The 19,973-nt window shown below is 34.5% G+C and carries 18 protein-coding genes; 7 read left to right on the top strand and 11 right to left on the bottom strand.

Annotated features, from left to right (window positions below):
- The first annotated feature begins 33 nt into the window (after positions 1–33).
- Genes ACMAWV_RS01310 through radA form a run of 4 tightly spaced genes read left to right on the top strand, consistent with a single transcriptional unit; the run spans position 34 to position 5,085 of the window.
- Positions 34–348 (top strand): hypothetical protein, encoded by a 315-nt coding sequence (locus tag ACMAWV_RS01310; protein WP_146037886.1) that lies wholly within the window; start codon positions 34–36, stop codon positions 346–348.
- On the top strand, positions 320–1,807 hold the full coding sequence (locus ACMAWV_RS01315) for a hypothetical protein (protein WP_103218622.1): 1,488 nt from the start codon (positions 320–322) through the stop codon (positions 1,805–1,807). Before ACMAWV_RS01310 ends, ACMAWV_RS01315 begins: the two co-directional genes overlap by 29 nt.
- 30 nt (positions 1,808–1,837) lie before the next feature.
- Entirely contained in the window at positions 1,838–3,715 is a 1,878-nt protein-coding gene (gene ligA, locus ACMAWV_RS01320; RefSeq protein WP_412470504.1) for an NAD-dependent DNA ligase LigA, read from the top strand.
- The gene (gene radA, locus ACMAWV_RS01325; protein WP_412470505.1) at positions 3,715–5,085 is read left to right on the top strand and encodes a DNA repair protein RadA; all 1,371 of its coding nucleotides are present in this window, start codon (positions 3,715–3,717) and stop codon (positions 5,083–5,085) included. Before ligA ends, radA begins: the two co-directional genes overlap by 1 nt.
- 11 nt (positions 5,086–5,096) lie before the next feature.
- Here the strand turns inward: radA and glpK are convergent, their stop codons facing one another.
- Positions 5,097–6,575: a glycerol kinase GlpK gene (gene glpK / locus ACMAWV_RS01330; protein ID WP_103218625.1), complete on the bottom strand. Its 1,479-nt coding sequence runs from the start codon at positions 6,573–6,575 to the stop codon at positions 5,097–5,099.
- Positions 6,576–6,613: 38 nt separating this feature from the next.
- Positions 6,614–6,832, bottom strand: coding sequence for a hypothetical protein (locus ACMAWV_RS01335; protein ID WP_103218626.1), 219 nt, complete (start codon positions 6,830–6,832; stop codon positions 6,614–6,616).
- A 53-nt stretch (positions 6,833–6,885) separates the two neighbouring features.
- On the opposite strand from ACMAWV_RS01335, the gene ACMAWV_RS01340 reads away from it, so the two are divergent.
- The gene (locus tag ACMAWV_RS01340) at positions 6,886–7,449 is read left to right on the top strand and encodes a TlpA family protein disulfide reductase (protein ID WP_103218627.1); all 564 of its coding nucleotides are present in this window, start codon (positions 6,886–6,888) and stop codon (positions 7,447–7,449) included.
- Here ACMAWV_RS01340 and hutI read toward each other — a convergent pair.
- From hutI to ACMAWV_RS01380, 8 genes are read right to left on the bottom strand one after another with little or no spacing between them, the layout of a single operon-like run.
- Positions 7,442–8,668 (bottom strand): imidazolonepropionase, encoded by a 1,227-nt coding sequence (hutI, locus tag ACMAWV_RS01345; RefSeq protein WP_412470506.1) that lies wholly within the window; start codon positions 8,666–8,668, stop codon positions 7,442–7,444. The genes ACMAWV_RS01340 and hutI overlap by 8 nt on opposite strands.
- A complete protein-coding gene (hutH, locus tag ACMAWV_RS01350) occupies positions 8,668–10,206 on the bottom strand; it encodes a histidine ammonia-lyase (RefSeq protein ID WP_103218629.1) in 1,539 nt (512 codons plus the stop codon). Before hutH ends, hutI begins: the two co-directional genes overlap by 1 nt.
- A 17-nt stretch (positions 10,207–10,223) precedes the next feature.
- Complete coding sequence (gene rpe / locus ACMAWV_RS01355; protein WP_103218630.1) at positions 10,224–10,877, bottom strand: ribulose-phosphate 3-epimerase; 654 nt, start codon at positions 10,875–10,877, stop codon at positions 10,224–10,226.
- Between the two features lie 23 nt (positions 10,878–10,900).
- Entirely contained in the window at positions 10,901–11,845 is a 945-nt protein-coding gene (gene fmt, locus ACMAWV_RS01360) for a methionyl-tRNA formyltransferase (protein WP_158246915.1), read from the bottom strand.
- Positions 11,845–12,435 (bottom strand): peptide deformylase, encoded by a 591-nt coding sequence (gene def, locus ACMAWV_RS01365; RefSeq protein ID WP_103218632.1) that lies wholly within the window; start codon positions 12,433–12,435, stop codon positions 11,845–11,847. Before def ends, fmt begins: the two co-directional genes overlap by 1 nt.
- Positions 12,436–12,490: 55 nt before the next feature.
- Positions 12,491–13,597, bottom strand: coding sequence for an LptF/LptG family permease (locus ACMAWV_RS01370; protein WP_103218633.1), 1,107 nt, complete (start codon positions 13,595–13,597; stop codon positions 12,491–12,493).
- Positions 13,594–14,301, bottom strand: coding sequence for a hypothetical protein (locus ACMAWV_RS01375; protein WP_412470507.1), 708 nt, complete (start codon positions 14,299–14,301; stop codon positions 13,594–13,596). Before ACMAWV_RS01375 ends, ACMAWV_RS01370 begins: the two co-directional genes overlap by 4 nt.
- 10 nt (positions 14,302–14,311) lie before the next feature.
- A complete protein-coding gene (locus ACMAWV_RS01380; protein ID WP_103218635.1) occupies positions 14,312–15,190 on the bottom strand; it encodes a hypothetical protein in 879 nt (292 codons plus the stop codon).
- A 140-nt stretch (positions 15,191–15,330) separates the two neighbouring features.
- On the opposite strand from ACMAWV_RS01380, the gene ACMAWV_RS01385 reads away from it, so the two are divergent.
- Positions 15,331–16,356: a hypothetical protein gene (locus ACMAWV_RS01385; protein WP_103218636.1), complete on the top strand. Its 1,026-nt coding sequence runs from the start codon at positions 15,331–15,333 to the stop codon at positions 16,354–16,356.
- 96 nt (positions 16,357–16,452) lie between these two features.
- Positions 16,453–18,438 (top strand): hypothetical protein, encoded by a 1,986-nt coding sequence (locus ACMAWV_RS01390; protein ID WP_103218637.1) that lies wholly within the window; start codon positions 16,453–16,455, stop codon positions 18,436–18,438.
- A 36-nt stretch (positions 18,439–18,474) separates the two neighbouring features.
- Here the strand turns inward: ACMAWV_RS01390 and ACMAWV_RS01395 are convergent, their stop codons facing one another.
- The gene (locus ACMAWV_RS01395; protein ID WP_412463490.1) at positions 18,475–19,935 is read right to left on the bottom strand and encodes a hypothetical protein; all 1,461 of its coding nucleotides are present in this window, start codon (positions 19,933–19,935) and stop codon (positions 18,475–18,477) included.
- Positions 19,936–19,973 lie beyond the last annotated feature (38 nt).

A 19,973-nucleotide genomic window follows, 5' to 3' on the forward strand; every position in this document is an offset into this window, starting at 1 on the left:
GGCAAAGCACGTCAAGTTGGTTAAAATTAAGAAATGATTTGGATGGACATAAATGACTATTCATTGTTGAAGGGAATCTCAATATCAACAATTCGTCGCTACATAAAAAGAGATAAATTAATTTGGAAATTTGATCAGGGTAAATATCTGATTCAAATGAACGAGTGGGAATATAACGATTCACTAAGTGCATCGAACGCCATCGTATACCTAAAGCGTTTACAAGAAGAACATGAACTTCTTAAAAAAGAATTAATTAAAACCAAGCAAGAAAATAATGAATATAAAATGCTCGTAGATCTCTACGAAGGTCGTCTCAATGAAAACAATCAAATTACTTATAACTAGTTTACTTCTCATTTTAGCAGTTGATACTTTAGCTGCTCCAAGTGCTCGTCGTTGTATGATCCTACCTGTTAGAGATTCTGTCGGTGGCGCTCTTGGTTATGAAGTCTTTGCTAAAATAGAAGGTTATTTGAAATCTTCTCGTTGGTGTTACTACCAGTACAACTCTGAAATTATAAATATCTTATCAAATTATAAAAAAAATCTTGATGCAGCTTTAGAGAACCCAAAGGTTTTAAAACTTGTTTCTGAAAAAACAAATGCAGGTTCATTAATCAAGGTTAAAATAGAAAGTCTTCCAAAAGGTGTTGCAGTAAATATGCAAATCTTTGGGGCCAATGGAAAAGATATCTACTTCAATGAAAAGATTGAGCTTAATAGTGATGATCCAGGACTAATTGCACAAACTGCAAATAATTGGCTTGATCAATATGAAAAACAAATCCCATATGATGCCCGAGTCTTAGGTGTTTTAGGTCAGCAATTTTCAATTGATCTCGGTAAAGATGCAGGAATTTTTACTGATTATGAAGTAAAAGTTGTTCGTCCAATGCGCCGTCGCAAGCACCCTCTTTTACAAGAGGTTGTTGATTGGGAAACGAAAACAATAGCAACTGGAAGAATTATTCACGTAGGTGAATCTTTATCACAAGTAAAAGTTTTACGTTATGAAGATAAAAGCTTAATTCAAGCTGAAGATTGGGTATTAATTTCTAAGAATACAAAAGATTCTGAAAAAAGAGACTTAAAGTATGATCCAGTCGAAGGAAATGATCGTACTTCTTCTTTTGGAAGATTAGGGGAATTTGGTCTTGCTCTAAAAATTGGGACAGGCTCAAATAATAACTCATCAATTTCAAATGGTACAAAATCAATTAATGGTGTGGACTTTGCAATTGCCTTTGACGGTGAACTTTGGGTAACGAGAAATTACTGGGTGGGCTTAGAGTTAGAAAAAGGTTTTGGAAAGTATTCTAAGGATGCTGGAAATCTTGTTTCAGATTCTAATTCAATGGATTCTTCTCGTTTTAGACTTCTATTTGGATATAAATACCTTCCGATGGGCTTTTTCTATGGGCCACAAGTCGATGTCTTTTTTGGTTATGGATCATATACTCATGGTTTTGATAATCAAGTTGCAGATGGTTTCACAGAAATTAATTTTAGTGGCCTATTAGTTGGTGCAAGAGCAAGTATGCCTCTTATTCGCGGTGTACGTGTATATTTTCAATTCGACTTCATGCTTGATCCTGGATACGAAGAAGATGTTTCGATCTTTGGTAGTGCAAAAGATACGAGTAACTTTCACGTAGCTGCAGGTGTCGAGTATAAGTACGGACCAAATATTAATCTCTATGGTGGAATTGACTACCTAAGTGATAAAGCTGAATTTGCAAGCGATGGTACGAAAGTAACTGTTAAAAACACGGCCTTAAAGGGCGGAGTGAAGTTTGCGTTCTAAAAAGACTTTCTAAAATTAGACGAGAATAAAATGAAGCGTATAAAAGAATTAGCAGATCAAATAAAGATCCATAAGGCATTATACTATGCTGGTAAACCAGAAATTTCTGATAGTGAATATGACAAATTAGAAGATGAGTTAAGAGAACTTGATCCTGAGAACTCTGTACTTAATTTAGTAGGCTCAACTATAACGTCACTTGATAAAGTGAAACATGATAAGAAAATGTTATCACTTGGTAAGACTTATAAGATGGAAGAACTTATTTCTTGGGCAAAGGAATACGAAGTTTTAGGAATCTATAAGGTTGATGGTGTTTCTTGTTCGCTTATCTATGAAGATGGTCATCTAGTTTTAGCAAAGACTAGAGGTGATGGAACTTATGGTGAGAATATCACTCAAAAAGTTCAATGGATGAAGGGTGTTCCTGGATCCATCTCTATTAAAGAAAGAATAGAAATTAGAGGTGAGATGTATTGTGATGAAGAATCATTTTTTCACCTTTCTGAAACGATGGTTGCTCAGGGATTAGAAAGGCCTTCTTCTCAACGCAATATCGTAGCTGGGCTTGTAGGACGTAAAGAAAATATTAGTCTTTGTTCTTTTATAAATTTTAAAGCATTTGATTTAATCGGCATAGATTTCGCTAAAGAAAGTCAAAAGTACGAGACTCTTAAAAAAGAAGATTTCGATATTCTAGAATATACACTTATGCATACAAAGAAAGATTACGAGTCTGCAATTGAAGACGCAAAAGATTTCATGGCCAATGGTGAATATCTTATTGATGGCCTAGTCTTTGTATATAATGAAATTAAACTTCATGATGAACTTGGAGAAACTGCTCATCACCCTCGCTATAAAATGGCATTTAAATTTGAAGGGGAAACAGTACAAACAATTCTTAAATCGATAACGTGGCAAGTTTCTAGAAATGGAATCTTAACACCTGTTGGTGAAGTTGAACCTGTTTCAATTAGTGGAGCAGTTATATCCCGTGTGACATTACATAATTATGGAATGGTAAAACAACATAATTTAAAGGCCGGAGATAAAATTGAAATTATTAGGAGTGGAGAGGTAATTCCAAAGTTTTTACAAACTATCGAAGAATCTGAAAATGATTTCACTATTCCAGAATGTTGTCCTAGTTGTGAGTCAAAAGTAATTATCGAAGATATTCGCTTGTTTTGTAAGAATCCTGCATGTCCCGCTCAAGTAAAAGAAGCGATCTTAAATTTTATTCAAAAAATTGGAATCGATGATTTAAGCTCAAAGCGTCTTGAAGAGATGATTCGTAAGAAATTAGTTATGACAATCGAAGATCTCTATAAGTTAGAGATGGATCAACTTTTAACTTTGGATAAAGTAAAAGATAAGTTAGCAACTAAACTTCTAACAAGTATTGAAGGATCAAAGAAAGCTGATTTGATTACATTTATATCAGCTCTCGGTATTACTGGCGGAGCCTATAATAAGTGTGAAAAAGTTGTACATGGTGGGTTTGATTCAATTGAAAAACTTTTAAATATGAATGCAGATGAACTTGCAACTTTAGAAGGGTTTGCAGAAAAATCTGCAACAACTTTTGTAAACTCACTACAAGAGAAGAGAGATTTAATTAATAATTTGCAAGAATTAGGTTTCACATTTGAAGTAATTGAAGAAGAAGTTGGTACAGGATTGGCTGGTTTAAAAATTTGTATTACTGGTTCTCTATCACGTAAACGTAGCGATATCGAAAAAGATATTAAAGCAGCTGGTGGTACACCAGTTGGTTCAGTTAGTAAGAATACAGATATTCTTCTTACAAATGAAACAGAAGCTAAATCTTCTAAGTATAAGAAGGCATTAGATTTAGGTATTTCAATTAAAACTGAAGATGAAGTAATGGGAATGATTAGCTAATGGCCAAGAAAAGTAAAAAAGTTTTTGAATGTTCGAATTGTGGATTTCAAACTGCAAAGTGGATGGGTCGTTGTACTGACTGTGGTGAGTGGAATAGTTTTGTCGAAGAAACATTTACTCCAGTACAAGAGAGTATAAAAGTAAAGGCCGTAGGTGAAACAGCACCAAAGAAACTCAAAGAAATTGAAGTTGAAACTTATAATCGAGTTAGTACTGGTATTGGTGAATTTGATAGAGTTGTCGGTGGAGGACTTGTTCCAGGATCACTTATTCTCATTGGAGGAGAGCCTGGTATTGGGAAATCGACTTTATTGACTGAAATGTTATCTAAGCTTTCAGGACAACAAAGTGATCAGAGCTTTCTTTATGTGAGTGGTGAAGAAAGTGAAGGACAGGTTGCTGGACGTGCTAAACGCATGGGCCTTAAAAATGATTCGTTTTATATTTATAATGAAACAAACTGGCAAAATATTTTAAATCAAATTAAAAAAATTAAACCACGTTTTATGGTTCTTGATTCAATCCAAACGACTACTTCTAGTGAGCTACAAACGCCTCCAGGTACTGTTTCACAAATTCGAGAAGTTACATATGAATTAATGAATCACGTCAAAGCTACAGGGATTACTTGTTTTATCGTAGGTCATATTACTAAAGACGGTGCTATTGCGGGGCCAAAGATTCTTGAGCATATGGTGGATACTGTTATCTATTTTGAAGGTGATCAATTTGGTCATTATAGAATGCTTAGAGCAATCAAGAATCGTTTTGGAAATACAAATGAAGTAGGTATTTTTGAAATGCAAGAAGATGGGCTTAATGAAGTAAAAAATCCATCACAGTTTTTCTTGGATGATGATCTAGAGGATAGTTTTGGAAAAAGTTTAACTTGTATCAAAGAAGGAACAAGACCTTTATTTGTAGAAGTTCAAGCCTTAGTTGCAGAAAATAAATTTGGTAGTGGCCGTCGTACGACACAGGGACTAGATAATAATCGAGTAGCAATGATGGTTGCAATTATTGAAAAATATGCAAATATTCCAATGGGAATGAATGATATCTATGTGAATGTTGTTGGTAGCATGAAGCTTACAACACGTGAGTCAGACTTAAGTATTATCGCAGCATTACTAAGTTCTTATAAATCAAAACCAATTCCAAAAGATACTGTCTTTTTAGGGGAGGTTGGTCTTACTGGTGAAGTTAGGACTGTTCCTCATATGGAAATGCGAATTAAAGAAATGGAACAACTTAATTATAAAACGTTGGTTGCTTCACCGAAAGTAGCAAAAGACTTTGTTCAAAAATCAAAATTGAAAATTATTCCCGTAAGAAAAGTTACAGATATATTTAAAGTACTAGGGGACTAGCCCCTAGTATTTTAAAAATTAATTTGAATATATTTATCCCAAAGTTTCTTCTTGTAGTCGAAGTATTCGCTGTTAGCTGAAGAAGATTCGAAGAATGATTCTTTTTCCCATTGTTTACTAACATCATCGATTGTCATAAGACCTGCACCAATTGCAGCCGCGAGGGCCGCTCCGTAAGAAGTTGTTTCAATAACTTTTGGTCTTGTAACATTTACTCCTGAAATATCGGCTTGGATTTGCATTAGAAGATTATTTGCTACGGCACCGCCATCAACCTTAAATTCTTCGAGGTTACTACCCATGTCGCTTTTCATTGCTTTGATAAGATCATTGATACTTAAAGCGATTCCTTCAAGGGCCGCTCGACAGATATCGTTAGTGTCAGTTGCACGAGTCATTCCAATTAATGCAGCTTTTGCATGTGGTTTCCAGTATGGAGATCCAATTCCTGTGAAAAATGGAAGAAGAATGAGATCTCTGATTTGATTTAAGTCTTTGACTGCATTCGCCTTATCTTCTGTCTGAGCTGCATTATCGATAATTTGGAGATTGTCACGTAACCATTGTACACAGGCTCCAGCTATATAACATGAACCTTCAAGAGCGTAATATGTCTTACCTTGATACTTATAGGCAACAGTAGTTAATAGGCCATGTTCAGAGTACTTCTTTTCTTCCCCAGTGTTAACTAGCATGAAGGCACCTGTACCATATGTACATTTTCCTGTTCCTTTTGTGAAACATGCTTGTCCAAATAAAGCAGCTTGTTGATCACCTAATATTCCATTTATTGAAATACCATCTGGCAGAAAATCTAAACCTTTTGTTGTTCCAAAATCACATATTGATTCACATATTTCTGGTAAGTCATTTTTAGCAACGCCTAAAATTTCACAAAGGTTAGTATCCCAGTCACATGTATCTAAAGACATCAGAAGAGTTCTAGAAGCGTTAGATACATCTGTTTTAAATGAGTCACCATTAGTTAAACGGTAAAGTAAGAAAGTATCAATAGTCCCAAAACGAAGGTCGTGATTCTTATGTGCTTCTTTTACGTACTGATTATTATTTAATAACCAATGAATCTTAGTTCCAGAAAAATATGGGTCGAGAGGCAGGCCAGTGATTTTCTTAAAACTGTCTTCGTGTGTCTTCATAGAATCGCAAAAATCTGCGGTACGACGATCTTGCCAGACAATGGCCTTTGCAAGTGCTTCACCTTTTCGATTGAATGCACATGTTGTTTCACGTTGATTTGTAATTCCAATAGAAGCAATGTTATTTGGATCAATATTATTTCTTTTAAGAACAGTTTGAACTGTACTCTTAACGCTCTTCCAGATTTCATCAAGATCGTGTTCAACCCAACCAGTGTTAGGAAAGTACTGTTTAAATTCTTGATTTTCTTTATCAACAAATTTGAAAGTTTTGGCGTCGATAATAGTAGCAGTGGTACCAGTAGTACCTTGGTCTAATGATAAAATATACATTTTTACTCCAGTATAAAGAGTTAAATAATAGTAAAAAGCTATTCAGTTAATTTTACACCGGGGTTGTGGCCTGGGTAATTACGCACGATGCTGTTAACAGCAATTTCCCATTGTTTTGCTAAAAATGAGTTACTACCCTTTAGAAGTGAAACCGATAGACCGATTAAGATAACAAGTAAAAAGATGAACTCGACAAAGGTTTGCCCAGCTTGATTAAGAATATTTTTCTCTAGCTCTTTGTCTTGTGTTTTTTGCATAGTGCAATCTTACCTAATTAAGTGTATAATACCATTCTAACTGGGGTTAAGAGTTGAGTATACAAAGAAAAAAATTTCCATATAAGATCATTCTGGTAGCTTGTGTACTGGTTTTAGGATCGTTATTTGTAACTGATGACAGTTTTACGACTGCTAAAGTTGCAGGTGTGGATGTTAAAAAGATTCAACATTATGAATCGATGCTCGTTCGACCAGATCTAAAATCAACTGAAGGCAAAACTTTTAAGAAAGAAGAACTTTCTAAAGGTGTTGTTATCCTGAACTTTTGGGCAAGTTGGTGTACTCCATGTCTTGAAGAATTTCCAAGTTTAGTTAGCCTACGTTCTGAGATCAAAGACCCTAAGCTAAAGATCATTGCAATTAATTCAGACGAAGGTCAAAAGCAGCTTAAGAAAATTAAAGATGTCGTTAAAAAGTATAAAGTTAACTTTGATGTTGTAAAAGATGGTCAAGGTAAGTTAACAGATGCATTTATGGTATCTGCCATCCCTGTTTCTATTGTTTACAAAGATGGCCGTGTCGTTGAAGTTGCAAAGGGTTCTAAAGACTTCAATTCGGAAGAATTCAAAGAAAAAATTCGCGAATGGCTTAAATAGAATTCTTATCTACCGCTAGATTTCGTCCCCAATTATAAGTAATTTCAGAAATCGTATTTGTTTTAAATATACTAAAACGAGGCTTAAATCTTTTTATGATTGCACCTTGATCATACTTTCCAACTGCAGCAGCAGCATTTAAAGTAATTCCGGCCCACATTTGAGTCATGTTAATTTTGTACATTGGTGCACAAATTGAAGCTAATAGTAGTAGGTTATCGCAATGGCAAGATCCTGGATTATAATCAGATGCAATTGCCAACTTACACCCACCATCTGCTAATTGCTTTGCATCAGCTTTAGGTTTTCCTAAGAAAATTCCTGTTCCAGGAAGTACTGTTGCAACTGTTTTTGATTCAGCTAACTTTTTAATTCCATCTTCGGTTGTACATAGAAGGTGATCCGTACTCAGAGCACCTAGTTCGCAAGCAAGTATGGCCCCTTTATTATCATTAAATTCATCGGCATGAGTCTTTAATGGTATTCCGTACTCTTGTGCAACAAGTGCAAGTTTTTTCACATCTTCAGAATCGAAATAGCCTTGCTCATGAAAGATATCAACACAATCAATAATATTAAGAGGTGCTGCTTCATGAAGTAAAGGAATTACGATTTCATCCATGTATTTTTGTGTTGAATCGTAACTCTTAGGAAGAGCATGTGCAGGCATGAATGTATTAAAGATTTGTATATCAGGTGCAAATTCTTCTTTTAGTTTTGCAATTAACTTAGTCATTCTTAATTCACCTTCAAATGAAAGTGAATAACCAGATTTTACTTCAATTGTACCCACACCGTAACTAGCGATTCGTTTGATTCTTTCTCGACAACTATCAAGAAGTTCCTCATCACTTGTATTATTTGTCCCATTTGAAGTCGCAACAATACCACCACCGGCCTTAGCAATTTCTTCGTAGTCAGCACCATTAAGTCTCATTTGGTATTCATTGGCACGATTACCACCAAAAATTAAATGAGTATGTGAATCGACTAACTCGGGAGTAACAACATAACCTTCAAGGTCTTTTACTGTCTTCGCTTTCTTTAGATACTCTACAGGAATATTTTCGCTATCTCCAACCCATACGATTTCATCTTCTTCAAATACAATTGCACCATGCTGAAGTATTGAGATATCTTCAGCTAGAAGATTGCGGCCGTCTTTTTTTTGGGCCGCTTCAAGAGTTAGGATTTCGTTAATATTCTTGTAGATGATCATTATTGTAATTTTCCTGTATGCTTCTCAACTGCACGTAGTAATTCACCATTTGCAATAAGAGCTTCGATATTATTGATATCGCGATAGAAAACTCTATCTTCTACAATTTTATCAACAGACTTTCTGATATGTGAAATTAACTCTTCAATTGCAGGTGAAGATTTAAGAGGGCGATGAAATTCAATAGCTTGTGAGTTACAAAGTAGTTCAATTGCTAAACATTTCGTAGCATTCTCAATAACTTCATGAAGCTTACGTCCTGAAGTTACACCCATTGAAACATGATCTTCTTTATCTGTTGAAGTTGGAACAGAGTCCACACTTGCAGGATGACATAGGTATTTATTTTCTGATGTTAATGCTGCTGCTGTAACGTGAGCAATCATTAACCCACTATTAAGTCCTGATTCAGGAGTTAAGAAAGCTGGTAGATCAGAGAAAGTTGGGTTCATCATTTTCTCAACACGTCTTTCACTGATATTACAAAGTTCTGCTACACCAATTGCTAGATAATCCATGGCCATTGCGATTGCTTCACCATGAAAGTTTCCACCTGAAATAACTTCATCTTCACCTAGAAAGATAAGTGGATTATCTGTAACAGCATTAAGTTCAATTCCTAAAACTTCTTTTGCATGAGAAAGAGTTTGTCTAGAAGCACCGTGGACCTGAGGTACACATCTTAGAGAATATGGATCTTGAACCTTTCCACAATCAACGTGTGAATCTAGAATTTCACTTCCAGCGATAATATTATTTACGTTAATGGCACTTGCAAGCTGACCTGGGTGTGGTTTTAAACCATGAATTTTATGGTCATATGCTCTAAGTGTTCCACGAACACCATCAAGAGTTGTTGCTGCACAAATATCAGCAATACGAACAAGGTTTTCAGTTTTCTTAATTGCTAGCGCACCAAGTGCCGCCATAACAGCTGTACCATTTATAAGAGCAAGGCCATCTTTTGGTCCAAGAACTACAGGCTCTTTCCCAATATCTCTAATAGCAAAGTCTGAGCGAACTTCTTTGCCACCGTATATAACTTCTCCTTCTCCAATTAATGCAAGTGCAATATGTGATAATGGAGCAAGGTCACCTGATGCACCAACTGAACCTTTTTCTGGAACAACTGGAATAATGTCATTATTTAAAAATGCGATTAACATATCGACAGCTTCAATTGAGACACCAGAAAAACCTGATGCAAGACAATTTGCTCTAAGAAGCATGATTGCTTTTGTGATTTCTTTTGAAAAAGGTTTTCCTACACCAGTACAGTGTGAGCGAATTAAGTTTACTTGAAGTTGAGCTAGGTCTTCCTTTTCAATATACTTATCTGATAAAGCACCAAAACCAGTGTTAATTCCATAAACAGGCTTTGCTTTATCGACAATATTTTGTACGTAGGCTTTTGACTTAACCATATTTTCACGAGCTATATCACTTAGTTTAACTTTAACAGTATCTTTTTTTGCAAATGATACTTCGTAAATATCGTCTACGCTTAAGCTGTGTCCATCAATAATAATTTCTTTCATCTTTTTATTCCTGTCTCTTATCTTAATGATTCTATTTGTGTTTGATATTGGTTTTTTTCTTTGCCAAAAATATATGATCCAGCAACGAGATTGTGGGCACCTTTATCAAGACAAAGCTTTGCAGTGTCTTGGTTGATTCCACCATCGACTTGGATTTGTAATTTCAGGTTATGTTCTTCTTTCATTCTTTTAAGGTACGCAATTTTATCAAGTGAGTTTGGCATAAAGCTTTGGCCACCAAATCCTGGCTCTACTGACATAACAAGTAATAAATCAATTTCCTTCAGCAGTTCTAAAGGTATTGACTCAATATCTGTTGCTGGTTTTAGGGAAAGACCAATACTCTTGTAGTTATCGCGATATTTTTTGATCATTTCAAAATGATCACATTCGATTTCGTAGTGATAAGTTATATTCTCAATGCCTGAATCTTTTAACGCTTCAAAATGAAAAGCTGGATTTGTTACCATTAAATGTACATCGAGCGGGATATTTGTAATTTTCTTAATTTGTTTAATCACTGGAATTCCAAATGTTAAATTTGGTACAAAGTGACCATCCATTACATCTAAATGCAGCCAAAGATCCTTAACATCTTCTATTACTGAGATATCAGATATTAGGTTTGTAAAATCAGCTGCTAAAATGCTTGGTGAGATGATTGTTTGCATCTAAATCTCCTTAGCAAATATCGTTAAGAAATTTTGAAACTATCGTATTTGTTAGTAAGTCCGTTGACAGCATCTGTATCACGGCATGCTTTCTTACCTTCAAGTTGAATTACATCTAGTCTGATTGTTGCGTCTTTACATCCAACTAAGATCTTGTTGTCTGCAACTTTAACTTCACCAGCTTGAAGTCCCAAATTATCATATTTAGAAATTTCAATGACTTTTAGACGTTTTTCATTCAAGAAGCAGTAAGTACCTGGCCAAGGTTTAAGTGCTCTTACTTGATTGTGAATTGTATTAAAGTCACATTCATTAAATTTAATATGGCCGTCTTCTTTTTTTAGAGTAGGTGCAAAGCTTACTTTTGCTTCATCTTGCTCATATGAAGTCACTTTGTCATCTAACATATCTACGATGAAGTCGTTAAGTGTTAATGATGCTGCAAACTTTAGACGAGTATAAAGTTGTCCACCAGTCTCTTCAAAAGCAATATTGATTTTTGATTCTTTGACAATATCGCCTGCATCCATTTTCTTAACCATTCTTTGAATTGAAACACCTGTTTCAGTATCACCGTTTAAAAGCGCATATTGAATAGGAGCTGCTCCTCTATATTTTGGTAGGAGAGAAGTGTGGATATTGAAACAACCAATTTTAGGTTTATTTAAAACTTTTGATCCAAGGAATTGGGCAAAAGCTAATACGAGATAAAAGTCTGCATCAACTTCATCTAAAAGTTTAAGAAGCTCTTCATCCTTGTTTATATTTTCTGTTTGATAGAAATTGATTCTATTTTCTTTGCAATAAGTAATAACAGGAGGGGATTGAAGTTTTTGTCCTCTTCCTGCAGGTCTATCTGGCATACTAATGACAAGTTTCAGATCAATTTGTGGATGATTGGCCAGAAGTTCTAAACTTGGGCATGAGAAGTCTGGTGTACCAAAGAAAACTGCCTTAAGTTTTTTCACTATCTACCCTTAACCCTTTTCATATATCTCTTCGTTAAGAAGTTTCTTTTAAGAGTTGAAAGCCTTTCAAGAAAAACAATTCCATCGAGGTGATCATTTTCGTGTTGAATACATACTGATAGCAGTCCATCAACTTCTAGAACTTGCTCATTACCTTCGATATCTTGATAAGTTACTCGAATTTGTTCTGAACGTTTTACTTCTTCATAAATCCCAGGAACTGAAAGGCATCCTTCTTCATAAAGAATTTCACCCTGAAGTTTTTCAATTTTAGGATTGATAAAAATTCTCGGATTGAAGTTTGATAATTCTTGATCTTTCGTACCATCAGCACGAGTAATTTCTTTGCTATGAAAATCAATATCCATGACAAAGATGCGATCTGAAACACCAATTTGTGGTGCAGCTAAACCAATTCCAGGGGCATGGTACATTGTAAAAAGCATATCCTTACAAAGCTTCTTTAGCTCGTCGTCAAACTTTTCAACTGGAGATGCCACCTTCTTAAGAACAGGCGCAGGGTAAGTATAAATCTCTAGTTTTTCACCTTCTAGAGTGTAATCTTTTAAAAATTCTTCTGATTTATTCATGGAATTCTTATAGCATGTGTGCGGCGCACAAGTCCAGCTTTCCTCTATTTTTCATTTACGTTAAACGTCTGTTTTTAAAGAAGATAAGTCCGATGACTAAGGTGAATATAAAGGGAACAGAGAATGTTGCTAAGAACGGACTAATTTTCAAGTTTTTACCTAGCTCAATAAAATATGATTGCACTAGCCAATACATAATTGTGAACGCAAAAATAAATGCAACGCTTCGACCAAACGAACTATTACGTCTATTTGGATTGAATATACTCGTGGCCGCAATTAAGGCAAAGATAATGCAAATTAGTCCTTCCGAAATATGCATGTAGAACATAACAAGATATTCGTTTACATTGATTCCATTATTATTTAGCTGAGAAATATAATCATAAAGTCTTAAAAATGTGAGTGTTGAGATATCTGCTTCAATTTTAGCGAACTCTTCAATACTTTCATTCAAGGTGATTGGTAATTCTTCGATTCCAATTTTTGGAAATGATGGCGTTTCAAGCTCGTCAAAACTAGTTCCATTTGTTGGCCACCATCTCTCAGTTCGAGAGTCATAACTTAACATTTTATAAGTATCAATTTTCGTAAGTTCACGATTTTCACTATAGTGATAAATCGTTACCTCGTTTAAAGTATTGGTTTTCTTATCAAAGCTTGAAAATGCAAAGTAGTATTTAGGTGACTTGTACCAAATCTTTCCTGATTTAATTGTTGATGATGAAAGTCCTTTCTTTTTGAAAACTCTAAATTTTTCATCTGGACTGTCTAAGATACTAAATCTTCTCGAGTTAATATAAGGACTAATGTAAGCACTTAGAATAAATTGAAAAATTGCAATATAGATCGATGTTAGCAGTATATCTTTCAAGTAATTCTGACGAGAGTATCCACCAGCAAAAATTGCAACCAGTTCATTTCTACTTTTTAGTTTATTGATTGAAAATAAACTTCCTATCAGACATGAAATTGGAATTACCTTTATGAGAAAACTAGGAAGTTGGATGAAATAACTTAGTAGTACTTCTTTAGCTGTAATATTTTCGCGTAAAAATCCAGTAATCAAATTTCCCAAAGAAAGCAATAGGAGAAGAACAACTGCCGAAGCAGCAAAAAATTTTAGCCATTCTCTTGTAATTAAGTTTCTTACTACGCTCATTTTACGATTTTATAAATTAAATAAATTAGAGGTTTAATTAATAACTTATTAAAAGTGAAATCTAAAGTTTTATTCTTTTGAAATAAGCTAACTATATGTGGTGATATTTCATAGTAACGATTAATGAATACTTGTCCAAGTTTATAATGTGCTAATCCTGGCTTCAATCCTCTAAGTGTATCAAGTAGATCTTCATTATGTGGATATGCATGAGTAGCTAAATAACAATTTTTTGAACGTACATTAATCTTATCATATGCCTGTTGAAAGGCCTTCTTATTATGGGCCTGTCCTGATCTTAAAAATTTCCTAACGATTTGAGCATTTGCATGTTGATATTTGTATCCAATAGAAAATGCAATAAATTGCTGTAGACATCGAAGAGATTCACCGCGAAGTTTCGGGCTTTTATCATATGACTTAGCAAGATTCCAATAAGCTTGGCTTATCAAAAGTAGTTCAGAAATATCCTTTTGAGGATCAAACATCTTTGGAGTTAGATGCCTTTCAGTTGTTCGATTATATGCTGCTAAAATCCCAAGATAATGATTAAATTTCTCTACACTGTGTGGAATATCATTTTTTGCAACAAAGTCGAGAGCTTGTTTTAAAGTTTTCAAACGCTCAGTATAAGCATTCTTAACACCTTCATTAAGCTCTTCATCACCATCTTTAGGTTTGTTTTGGGGCTTCTTTGTTGCCATTATTTTACCCCTAGAAGCGATATGATACGGAAAAAGATGTTTCTTTGATGTCTTGTGCTACTTGTTTTAGCTCAATTGAATCTTCTAAACTAATATTTCTAATCGCGAAATTTAGTGTAAGTTTTGGTTGAATCCAGCTTAAGCCAAAACCTGATCCAGACTCCATTGCAATTTTATCGTCATACATTCCTGCACGTAAGTAAAAGTCACTAAGTACTTTGAATTGAATTGCCGCGCGCCAAAGAGAATGCTCTGAGATCTCCTCATTATAGTTTGCACCAGCATCAAGCATAAGTGAGATGTATTGTTGAAACTGGTATTGCATACCAAGCACTGCTTTCGTGTTATTTGGAGATTTTTCAAATGGATCCATTGCTACAAGTCCAAGTGAAAAGTTTTGTGTAATAGCGTGGAAAACACCAATATTTAATTGTTGATACTCAATCTTTTCCTTCACTCCTAGATATACATCTTCACGTTTCATATCCTGGTATGTGAAACCTAGTGCAGACTTTCGACCGATAGTAGAGGCGAAAGAAGTCGAGAGTTGTTTATAGTTTTCATCTCCACTCTTTGCTTTTACATAAGAGATTGAGCCCTTTAGAGCTTTTGAACTATCAGAAGCAATAACTGCGTAATTAGTTGAGTCTCCTAAAGGCGAGTCGTTCATATCGGTATTATCTGCTTTTGTTTGTTCAAGATATAATGAAGACATATTGAAAAAGGCTATTGGTGCAGGATTTAATACTGTAGCTTCATCCATTAATAAAGAAGCAACACCAGCTCCACCTGTGGACTTTAATCGTGTTGTTTTATAGTCCATTATTTTTGCAGATGTATTAAATTGAATTACTAATAAAGTTACAATTAATGAAAGTATTTTAGTCATGTAATATCCTTATTTATAGTCTAATTATAATCATATTTTCGAAATTCGTCATTTATTAGTGATTGACTAAAATACTCAATGTTTTAGTTGTTACGACGAGAATATTTTTTGGTATTATAAGGTGGTAATTTAGGAGATTTATGAAAGTAATAACTATATTGGCAACTGTATTAAGTTTAAATGTTTTCGCAGCAATTCCATCTTTAGAAGGATTAATGAGAAACTCTTCAAATAAGGAATTAGATAAAGAACTAGTTGTTGCTCACGTTGTTGTAAAACGAGTCGCAGCAGATGAAGAATTTGCAACGAGTGAAAATGTGGTTACGAATTATTTTAAATACATGTTTATTACTGCAGAAAACGAAAAAGATTATAAGAAATCTTTAGTTATTAGATATGATGATTCTTCTTATCAAGTATCGGGGGTTTCTAATGTAACTGCATATGAAAATCTTGATAGTCTGTTTGGTAAAGACACGACAAAAGATATTCTTCAAAGTTCAATCCTTAGCTACACATTCAATAGTTCATTTGGTTTTAATAAAGTTTTTAAGGCAATAGAGCCAAGTTATAAATCTAACTCTGATTTGATTAATAAGGAAAAGGCTTCTTTAATTGAAGATTACAAAACGTTTCTTGTTAAAAAGAAAGACTATGAGAAAAAAGCCAAAGAGTATGAAGAGTCTGTTGGCGAAGCCCCTGTGTCACCACTTGAGTCTGATAATGATCAAAAACAAGCACAGTTAAAAAGTATCATGAACTCTTCTTTATATAAGGGAAGTAATAATTTAAAACTTGTTAAACGCAATAGAGAATTTGTTTGGGCAATTCAGCTTGATAATATCAAAGGTGAGTTTAAAAATGAAAACCATCAATTAATTTATTTAGATCTAAATACAGATAATGGAAGTTATTCAATTGTTCCAAAAAGTTTTGTTACTTACAATGGTCAGTATACTTTACCAAAGTACATTGAAGTTACGACATCTGATTACCGTTACGAAATAGAAATACCAACATACTATCTTCTAAACTCGACAAATAAGACGATTGCCGATCGAAATCGTGAATACGTAAAGTATCTTGAGCGAAATCAACAAAGACAAGGTACTCAAGTTAATATCGAGGGACAAGAAATTCAGGAAAATATTAATTTATTATTCTAGTTAAGTATCTGTAATTACAGACAAGTAACTAATAGCCTTTAAGTATTTATAAAATTATCCGATATGACTTAAGCGATACTTTAAGTAGGGTAATATATGAAAAAGGCAAATCAATTAAAGTTTTTAATTTGTACACTAGCTCTGGCTTCTACACAGGCCAAGGTAGTATTTTCAGGAATGGGTTCAAGTGGAACTCGTAGTACAAATCAATCAACGGCCGGAACAGTTACAGTTTCATCATCAAGTCAGTCAACAACGATTGAATGTCGTAGAGATGATGCGGTTTCATATGGGTTTATGAAAACACTCCTTTTAGGAGATACTCCAAGTTATACAATTGCAAATGGAAAAATATTGGTAAATCTACCAACTAGAGTTTCAGCGTGTATTAAAGACATAAGTGCGCAAGCTATTACAAACCCTGTCGATAATAATGTTTACTTGAAGTTCAATGTGAAAATTGATTCTAGCCAATATCCTGCTGGTACTCAATCAATCGAAAAAGAATATGAAAAATGTATGGCCCACTTAGCAGGTGGAGACTCTTCATTTTATACTGTCGATAAACTAAGAGAAAAAGGTTATCTTGCATCACCTGTAACACTTGATACAGATCTTCCTGATATTGATACTAATAGAAATTCTGAATTAGTTATCGCCTCTACGAATAAAGATTTCGATTATAAAAATGATATGCCGTTTGGATTAGCAAATGTTGCGCAACATACATCTTTTAGTGATCCGTCATTCAATTGTATGGATTATGCAAAGCCTGCTGAACAAAAAGTAATGGCAAATAAAACTAATGAATATGAACTTCGTGAAGAGGCTATTGCTGCTTGTAACGGAAAAAATCTTACTGATATTTCGAAAAGTCTTAAGAAGCTTAGAAGTGACTCAGGTGGAAACTATGATGATCTAACTAGAATTCTTTCTGGTATTCAACATCAACTTATCAATGAAGAAGTTGAACAAATGGTTTCAAGAATGGAGCAAATTGAAAGTGATATTTCTCCTTCTGTTGAAGATGTTAAAGAAGGTGATAAGTTTGGTGTAAGCAAAGAAGCGAGAAAGAAGCTTCTTCAGGAATACGCAAATCACATGAATAAGTTTTCTAAAGAATTACTTCCAGCTATGAAAGAAGAATTAAAGCATTTAATGGAAGAGTATGCAGAGCTAGGTGATAGCGAGGCAGATGAAAGACGTAAAGATCAAATTAATGAATCAATTGAAAAGATTAATGACGTTATTGCTAAGTTTAATCGTCAAAATGAAAATGGTGCTGAATATAAGAAAGTTGTTGAAGCACTTCGTGAAGGCAATATGCAAACTTCAGGTAGAAAGATTTTATCTGGAATTATTCTTGCTCAAGAGTTTTCACATGTAAAACTTGAAGGGACTAATAAAAGAAATGTTGAAGAAGCTGAAAATAATAGTGAGAGAAGTATTGCTCGTCTTAAGCAAGGTACGCTTGCTGATTGGGGTGACGAAGCTCTAATCAGGGCCGGTGACAATTCTCCAATTAAGAGACGTCAGCAAATTCTTAAAGGTATTCAACAAAGAGCTTCTAAAGATCGTCAAAATTATATGACTAAGCTAAATGCTTATGATGATTACATCCAACAGTATGCTCAAGATCTTGCAAGTAGTTATTGTACATCAGGTGGTAGCTATGAAGATTGTATGACTGTTAGAAGTACTTATCTTCCATACATCTATAACCAGTATAGTTCATGGAAGCAAAACTCTTATCAAGATTATAACCAATCTTATAATGCAAAATACGGAGCTGCCTATAATGAGCAGAAAAGCATACTAAGTCGCTTTAATGGTCTTTATAGTAATTACAAGTTAAATGCTATGCAAAACCAATTAGCAGGAGCAACAGCGAGTAGTCCGTTTGATTTATGGACAGGAGCTGACACTTCTTATTCTTCTGGTATTCCTGGATTGAATTTTGATTTCAATGGGGCCGCTGGTGGAAACTTTAACAATAATAATGGTTGGAATAATAATTTTAACTTAATGCAACCACAACAAAGAACACCTAGCAGTTCAACATGGACTAATCCATATCGATAAAAAAAAAGGCTTCCAATCGGAAGCCTTTTTTATTTCTTAAAATTTAATATCTGCACCAAGATAAATTAGGTAAGTATCATTTGTTTCGTTAGGAGTCGCAGTATTTGAGAATGCGTAGTAGTCGCCAACGAAGAAATAACCTAGGTTTGCATTTAGTGTTACTGAAGTATTCCACTTGTAAGAGAAGTTTGAATCAATTTCAAATCCTAGATCATCTGCTTGATCTGCTGCCGCAGTAAATCTCTTGTTCTTCTCATGGTTAATTGCATCTGAACCAGCTTCAGCAACTTTATCGGCCTTTGCCCAAACAACAGAGTTAGTCCAAGACCAAGTTCCTGAATCATATCTGTGAGCAAATTTTGCATAAGAAGTATTTGCAATACCCGAATTAAATACGTTTAGATCAGTATTTGCAATGGCCGCTAAGTTATAGCGAAACATGATATTTGCAATTTGAAAGTTAGGGTTAAGATACATTGCTCCATAAGTTTGGTTATCTGCATCTGAACCTGAAACCATACCAAAATCAAGATGAAATGAGTGATTTGTGTTTAACTTATAAGTGTTATTAAGTAGGAATGCTTTTGCATCAACTTCAGTATCAGTAACACCAGGGTAGATTTCACCCATATCACCAGTCATTAATGGAATTTCTGCTTCAACAGTGTATTTGCCGAAAGTCTTCTTAAGGTAAAGGTCGATCATTGTCACACTAGTTGCACCAAGGTTTGTAGCAATAGTGTCACCATCTACATCAGTTTCAATTCCAGATGCAGCTCCAGAAGTATTCTTGTTGTAAAGAGCTCCGAAAGTGAATTCTTTATCTAGGTTTTCATATAGTAATGAAATCCCCATCTCTTTAACACGACCAGTTTTTGTAAGGTTATTTGCTTTGATTTTTGAGTAGTAAGGAGAGAACTTAAAGTTACCGATCTTGAAATCAATTGTAATCCCATCTCTCATTGAAGCAAATCTTGATCCTGGAGCATTTCCATCATTATAAATTGCACCCATACCCCAGTTAAACTTTTGGCGACCTACTGTATAAGTTGCTGTATCAGAATAAAATACTGCATTGGCCTGAGTTAGGTTCACAGGATTACTTGTTACTGTATTGAAAGAGTAGCGAGCATTTGCATATGAGTTTAATGGATCTTGAGTCTTTGTTCTTCCATCATTTGAAGAATCACCAAAATTTCCACCGTATCCATAACCTGAAGTTAGTTCAGCATTAATCGTTGTTGAGTCATTTACAATGATTGTTGGCTGAAGCTTAAAAATATAAGTTTGAAAGTTTGATGAGTCAGGATCAGCATCTGTCATATCAAATGCTTGGTCACCATTATCAAGTGGTCCAGCACCTTGCTGAACTGAACGATTATAATCACCTAAAGAATGTAGGTCTGTTTGTAGTTCACCATGCCAGTCAATTGGTAGTGCCAGAGTAGAAGTAGCTAAAGTGGCAAGAATTGCGGCCTTATTTAAGTTGTTTAACATAAGTTGTTATTCCTTTTATAATTTAACAAAATTGTACT

This window comes from Halobacteriovorax sp. RT-1-1 (assembly GCF_047085455.1).
In the GTDB taxonomy this organism is placed as follows: Bacteria; Bdellovibrionota; Bacteriovoracia; order Bacteriovoracales; family Bacteriovoracaceae; genus Halobacteriovorax_A.

What these genes read in the sequence shown, in the direction of transcription:
- ACMAWV_RS01310 (WP_146037886.1), top strand. Translation starts at nt 34, where the DNA reads ATGATTTGGATGGACATAAATGACTATTCATTGTTGAAGGGAATCTCA.
- ACMAWV_RS01315 (WP_103218622.1), top strand. Translation starts at nt 320, where the DNA reads ATGAAAACAATCAAATTACTTATAACTAGTTTACTTCTCATTTTAGCA.
- ligA (WP_412470504.1), top strand. Translation starts at nt 1,838, where the DNA reads ATGAAGCGTATAAAAGAATTAGCAGATCAAATAAAGATCCATAAGGCA.
- radA (WP_412470505.1), top strand. Translation starts at nt 3,715, where the DNA reads ATGGCCAAGAAAAGTAAAAAAGTTTTTGAATGTTCGAATTGTGGATTT.
- glpK (WP_103218625.1), bottom strand. Translation starts at nt 6,575, where the DNA reads ATGTATATTTTATCATTAGACCAAGGTACTACTGGTACCACTGCTACT.
- ACMAWV_RS01335 (WP_103218626.1), bottom strand. Translation starts at nt 6,832, where the DNA reads ATGCAAAAAACACAAGACAAAGAGCTAGAGAAAAATATTCTTAATCAA.
- hutI (WP_412470506.1), bottom strand. Translation starts at nt 8,668, where the DNA reads ATGATCATCTACAAGAATATTAACGAAATCCTAACTCTTGAAGCGGCC.
- hutH (WP_103218629.1), bottom strand. Translation starts at nt 10,206, where the DNA reads ATGAAAGAAATTATTATTGATGGACACAGCTTAAGCGTAGACGATATT.
- rpe (WP_103218630.1), bottom strand. Translation starts at nt 10,877, where the DNA reads ATGCAAACAATCATCTCACCAAGCATTTTAGCAGCTGATTTTACAAAC.
- def (WP_103218632.1), bottom strand. Translation starts at nt 12,435, where the DNA reads ATGAATAAATCAGAAGAATTTTTAAAAGATTACACTCTAGAAGGTGAA.
- ACMAWV_RS01370 (WP_103218633.1), bottom strand. Translation starts at nt 13,597, where the DNA reads ATGAGCGTAGTAAGAAACTTAATTACAAGAGAATGGCTAAAATTTTTT.
- ACMAWV_RS01375 (WP_412470507.1), bottom strand. Translation starts at nt 14,301, where the DNA reads ATGGCAACAAAGAAGCCCCAAAACAAACCTAAAGATGGTGATGAAGAG.
- ACMAWV_RS01380 (WP_103218635.1), bottom strand. Translation starts at nt 15,190, where the DNA reads ATGACTAAAATACTTTCATTAATTGTAACTTTATTAGTAATTCAATTT.
- ACMAWV_RS01385 (WP_103218636.1), top strand. Translation starts at nt 15,331, where the DNA reads ATGAAAGTAATAACTATATTGGCAACTGTATTAAGTTTAAATGTTTTC.
- ACMAWV_RS01390 (WP_103218637.1), top strand. Translation starts at nt 16,453, where the DNA reads ATGAAAAAGGCAAATCAATTAAAGTTTTTAATTTGTACACTAGCTCTG.
- ACMAWV_RS01395 (WP_412463490.1), bottom strand. Translation starts at nt 19,935, where the DNA reads ATGTTAAACAACTTAAATAAGGCCGCAATTCTTGCCACTTTAGCTACT.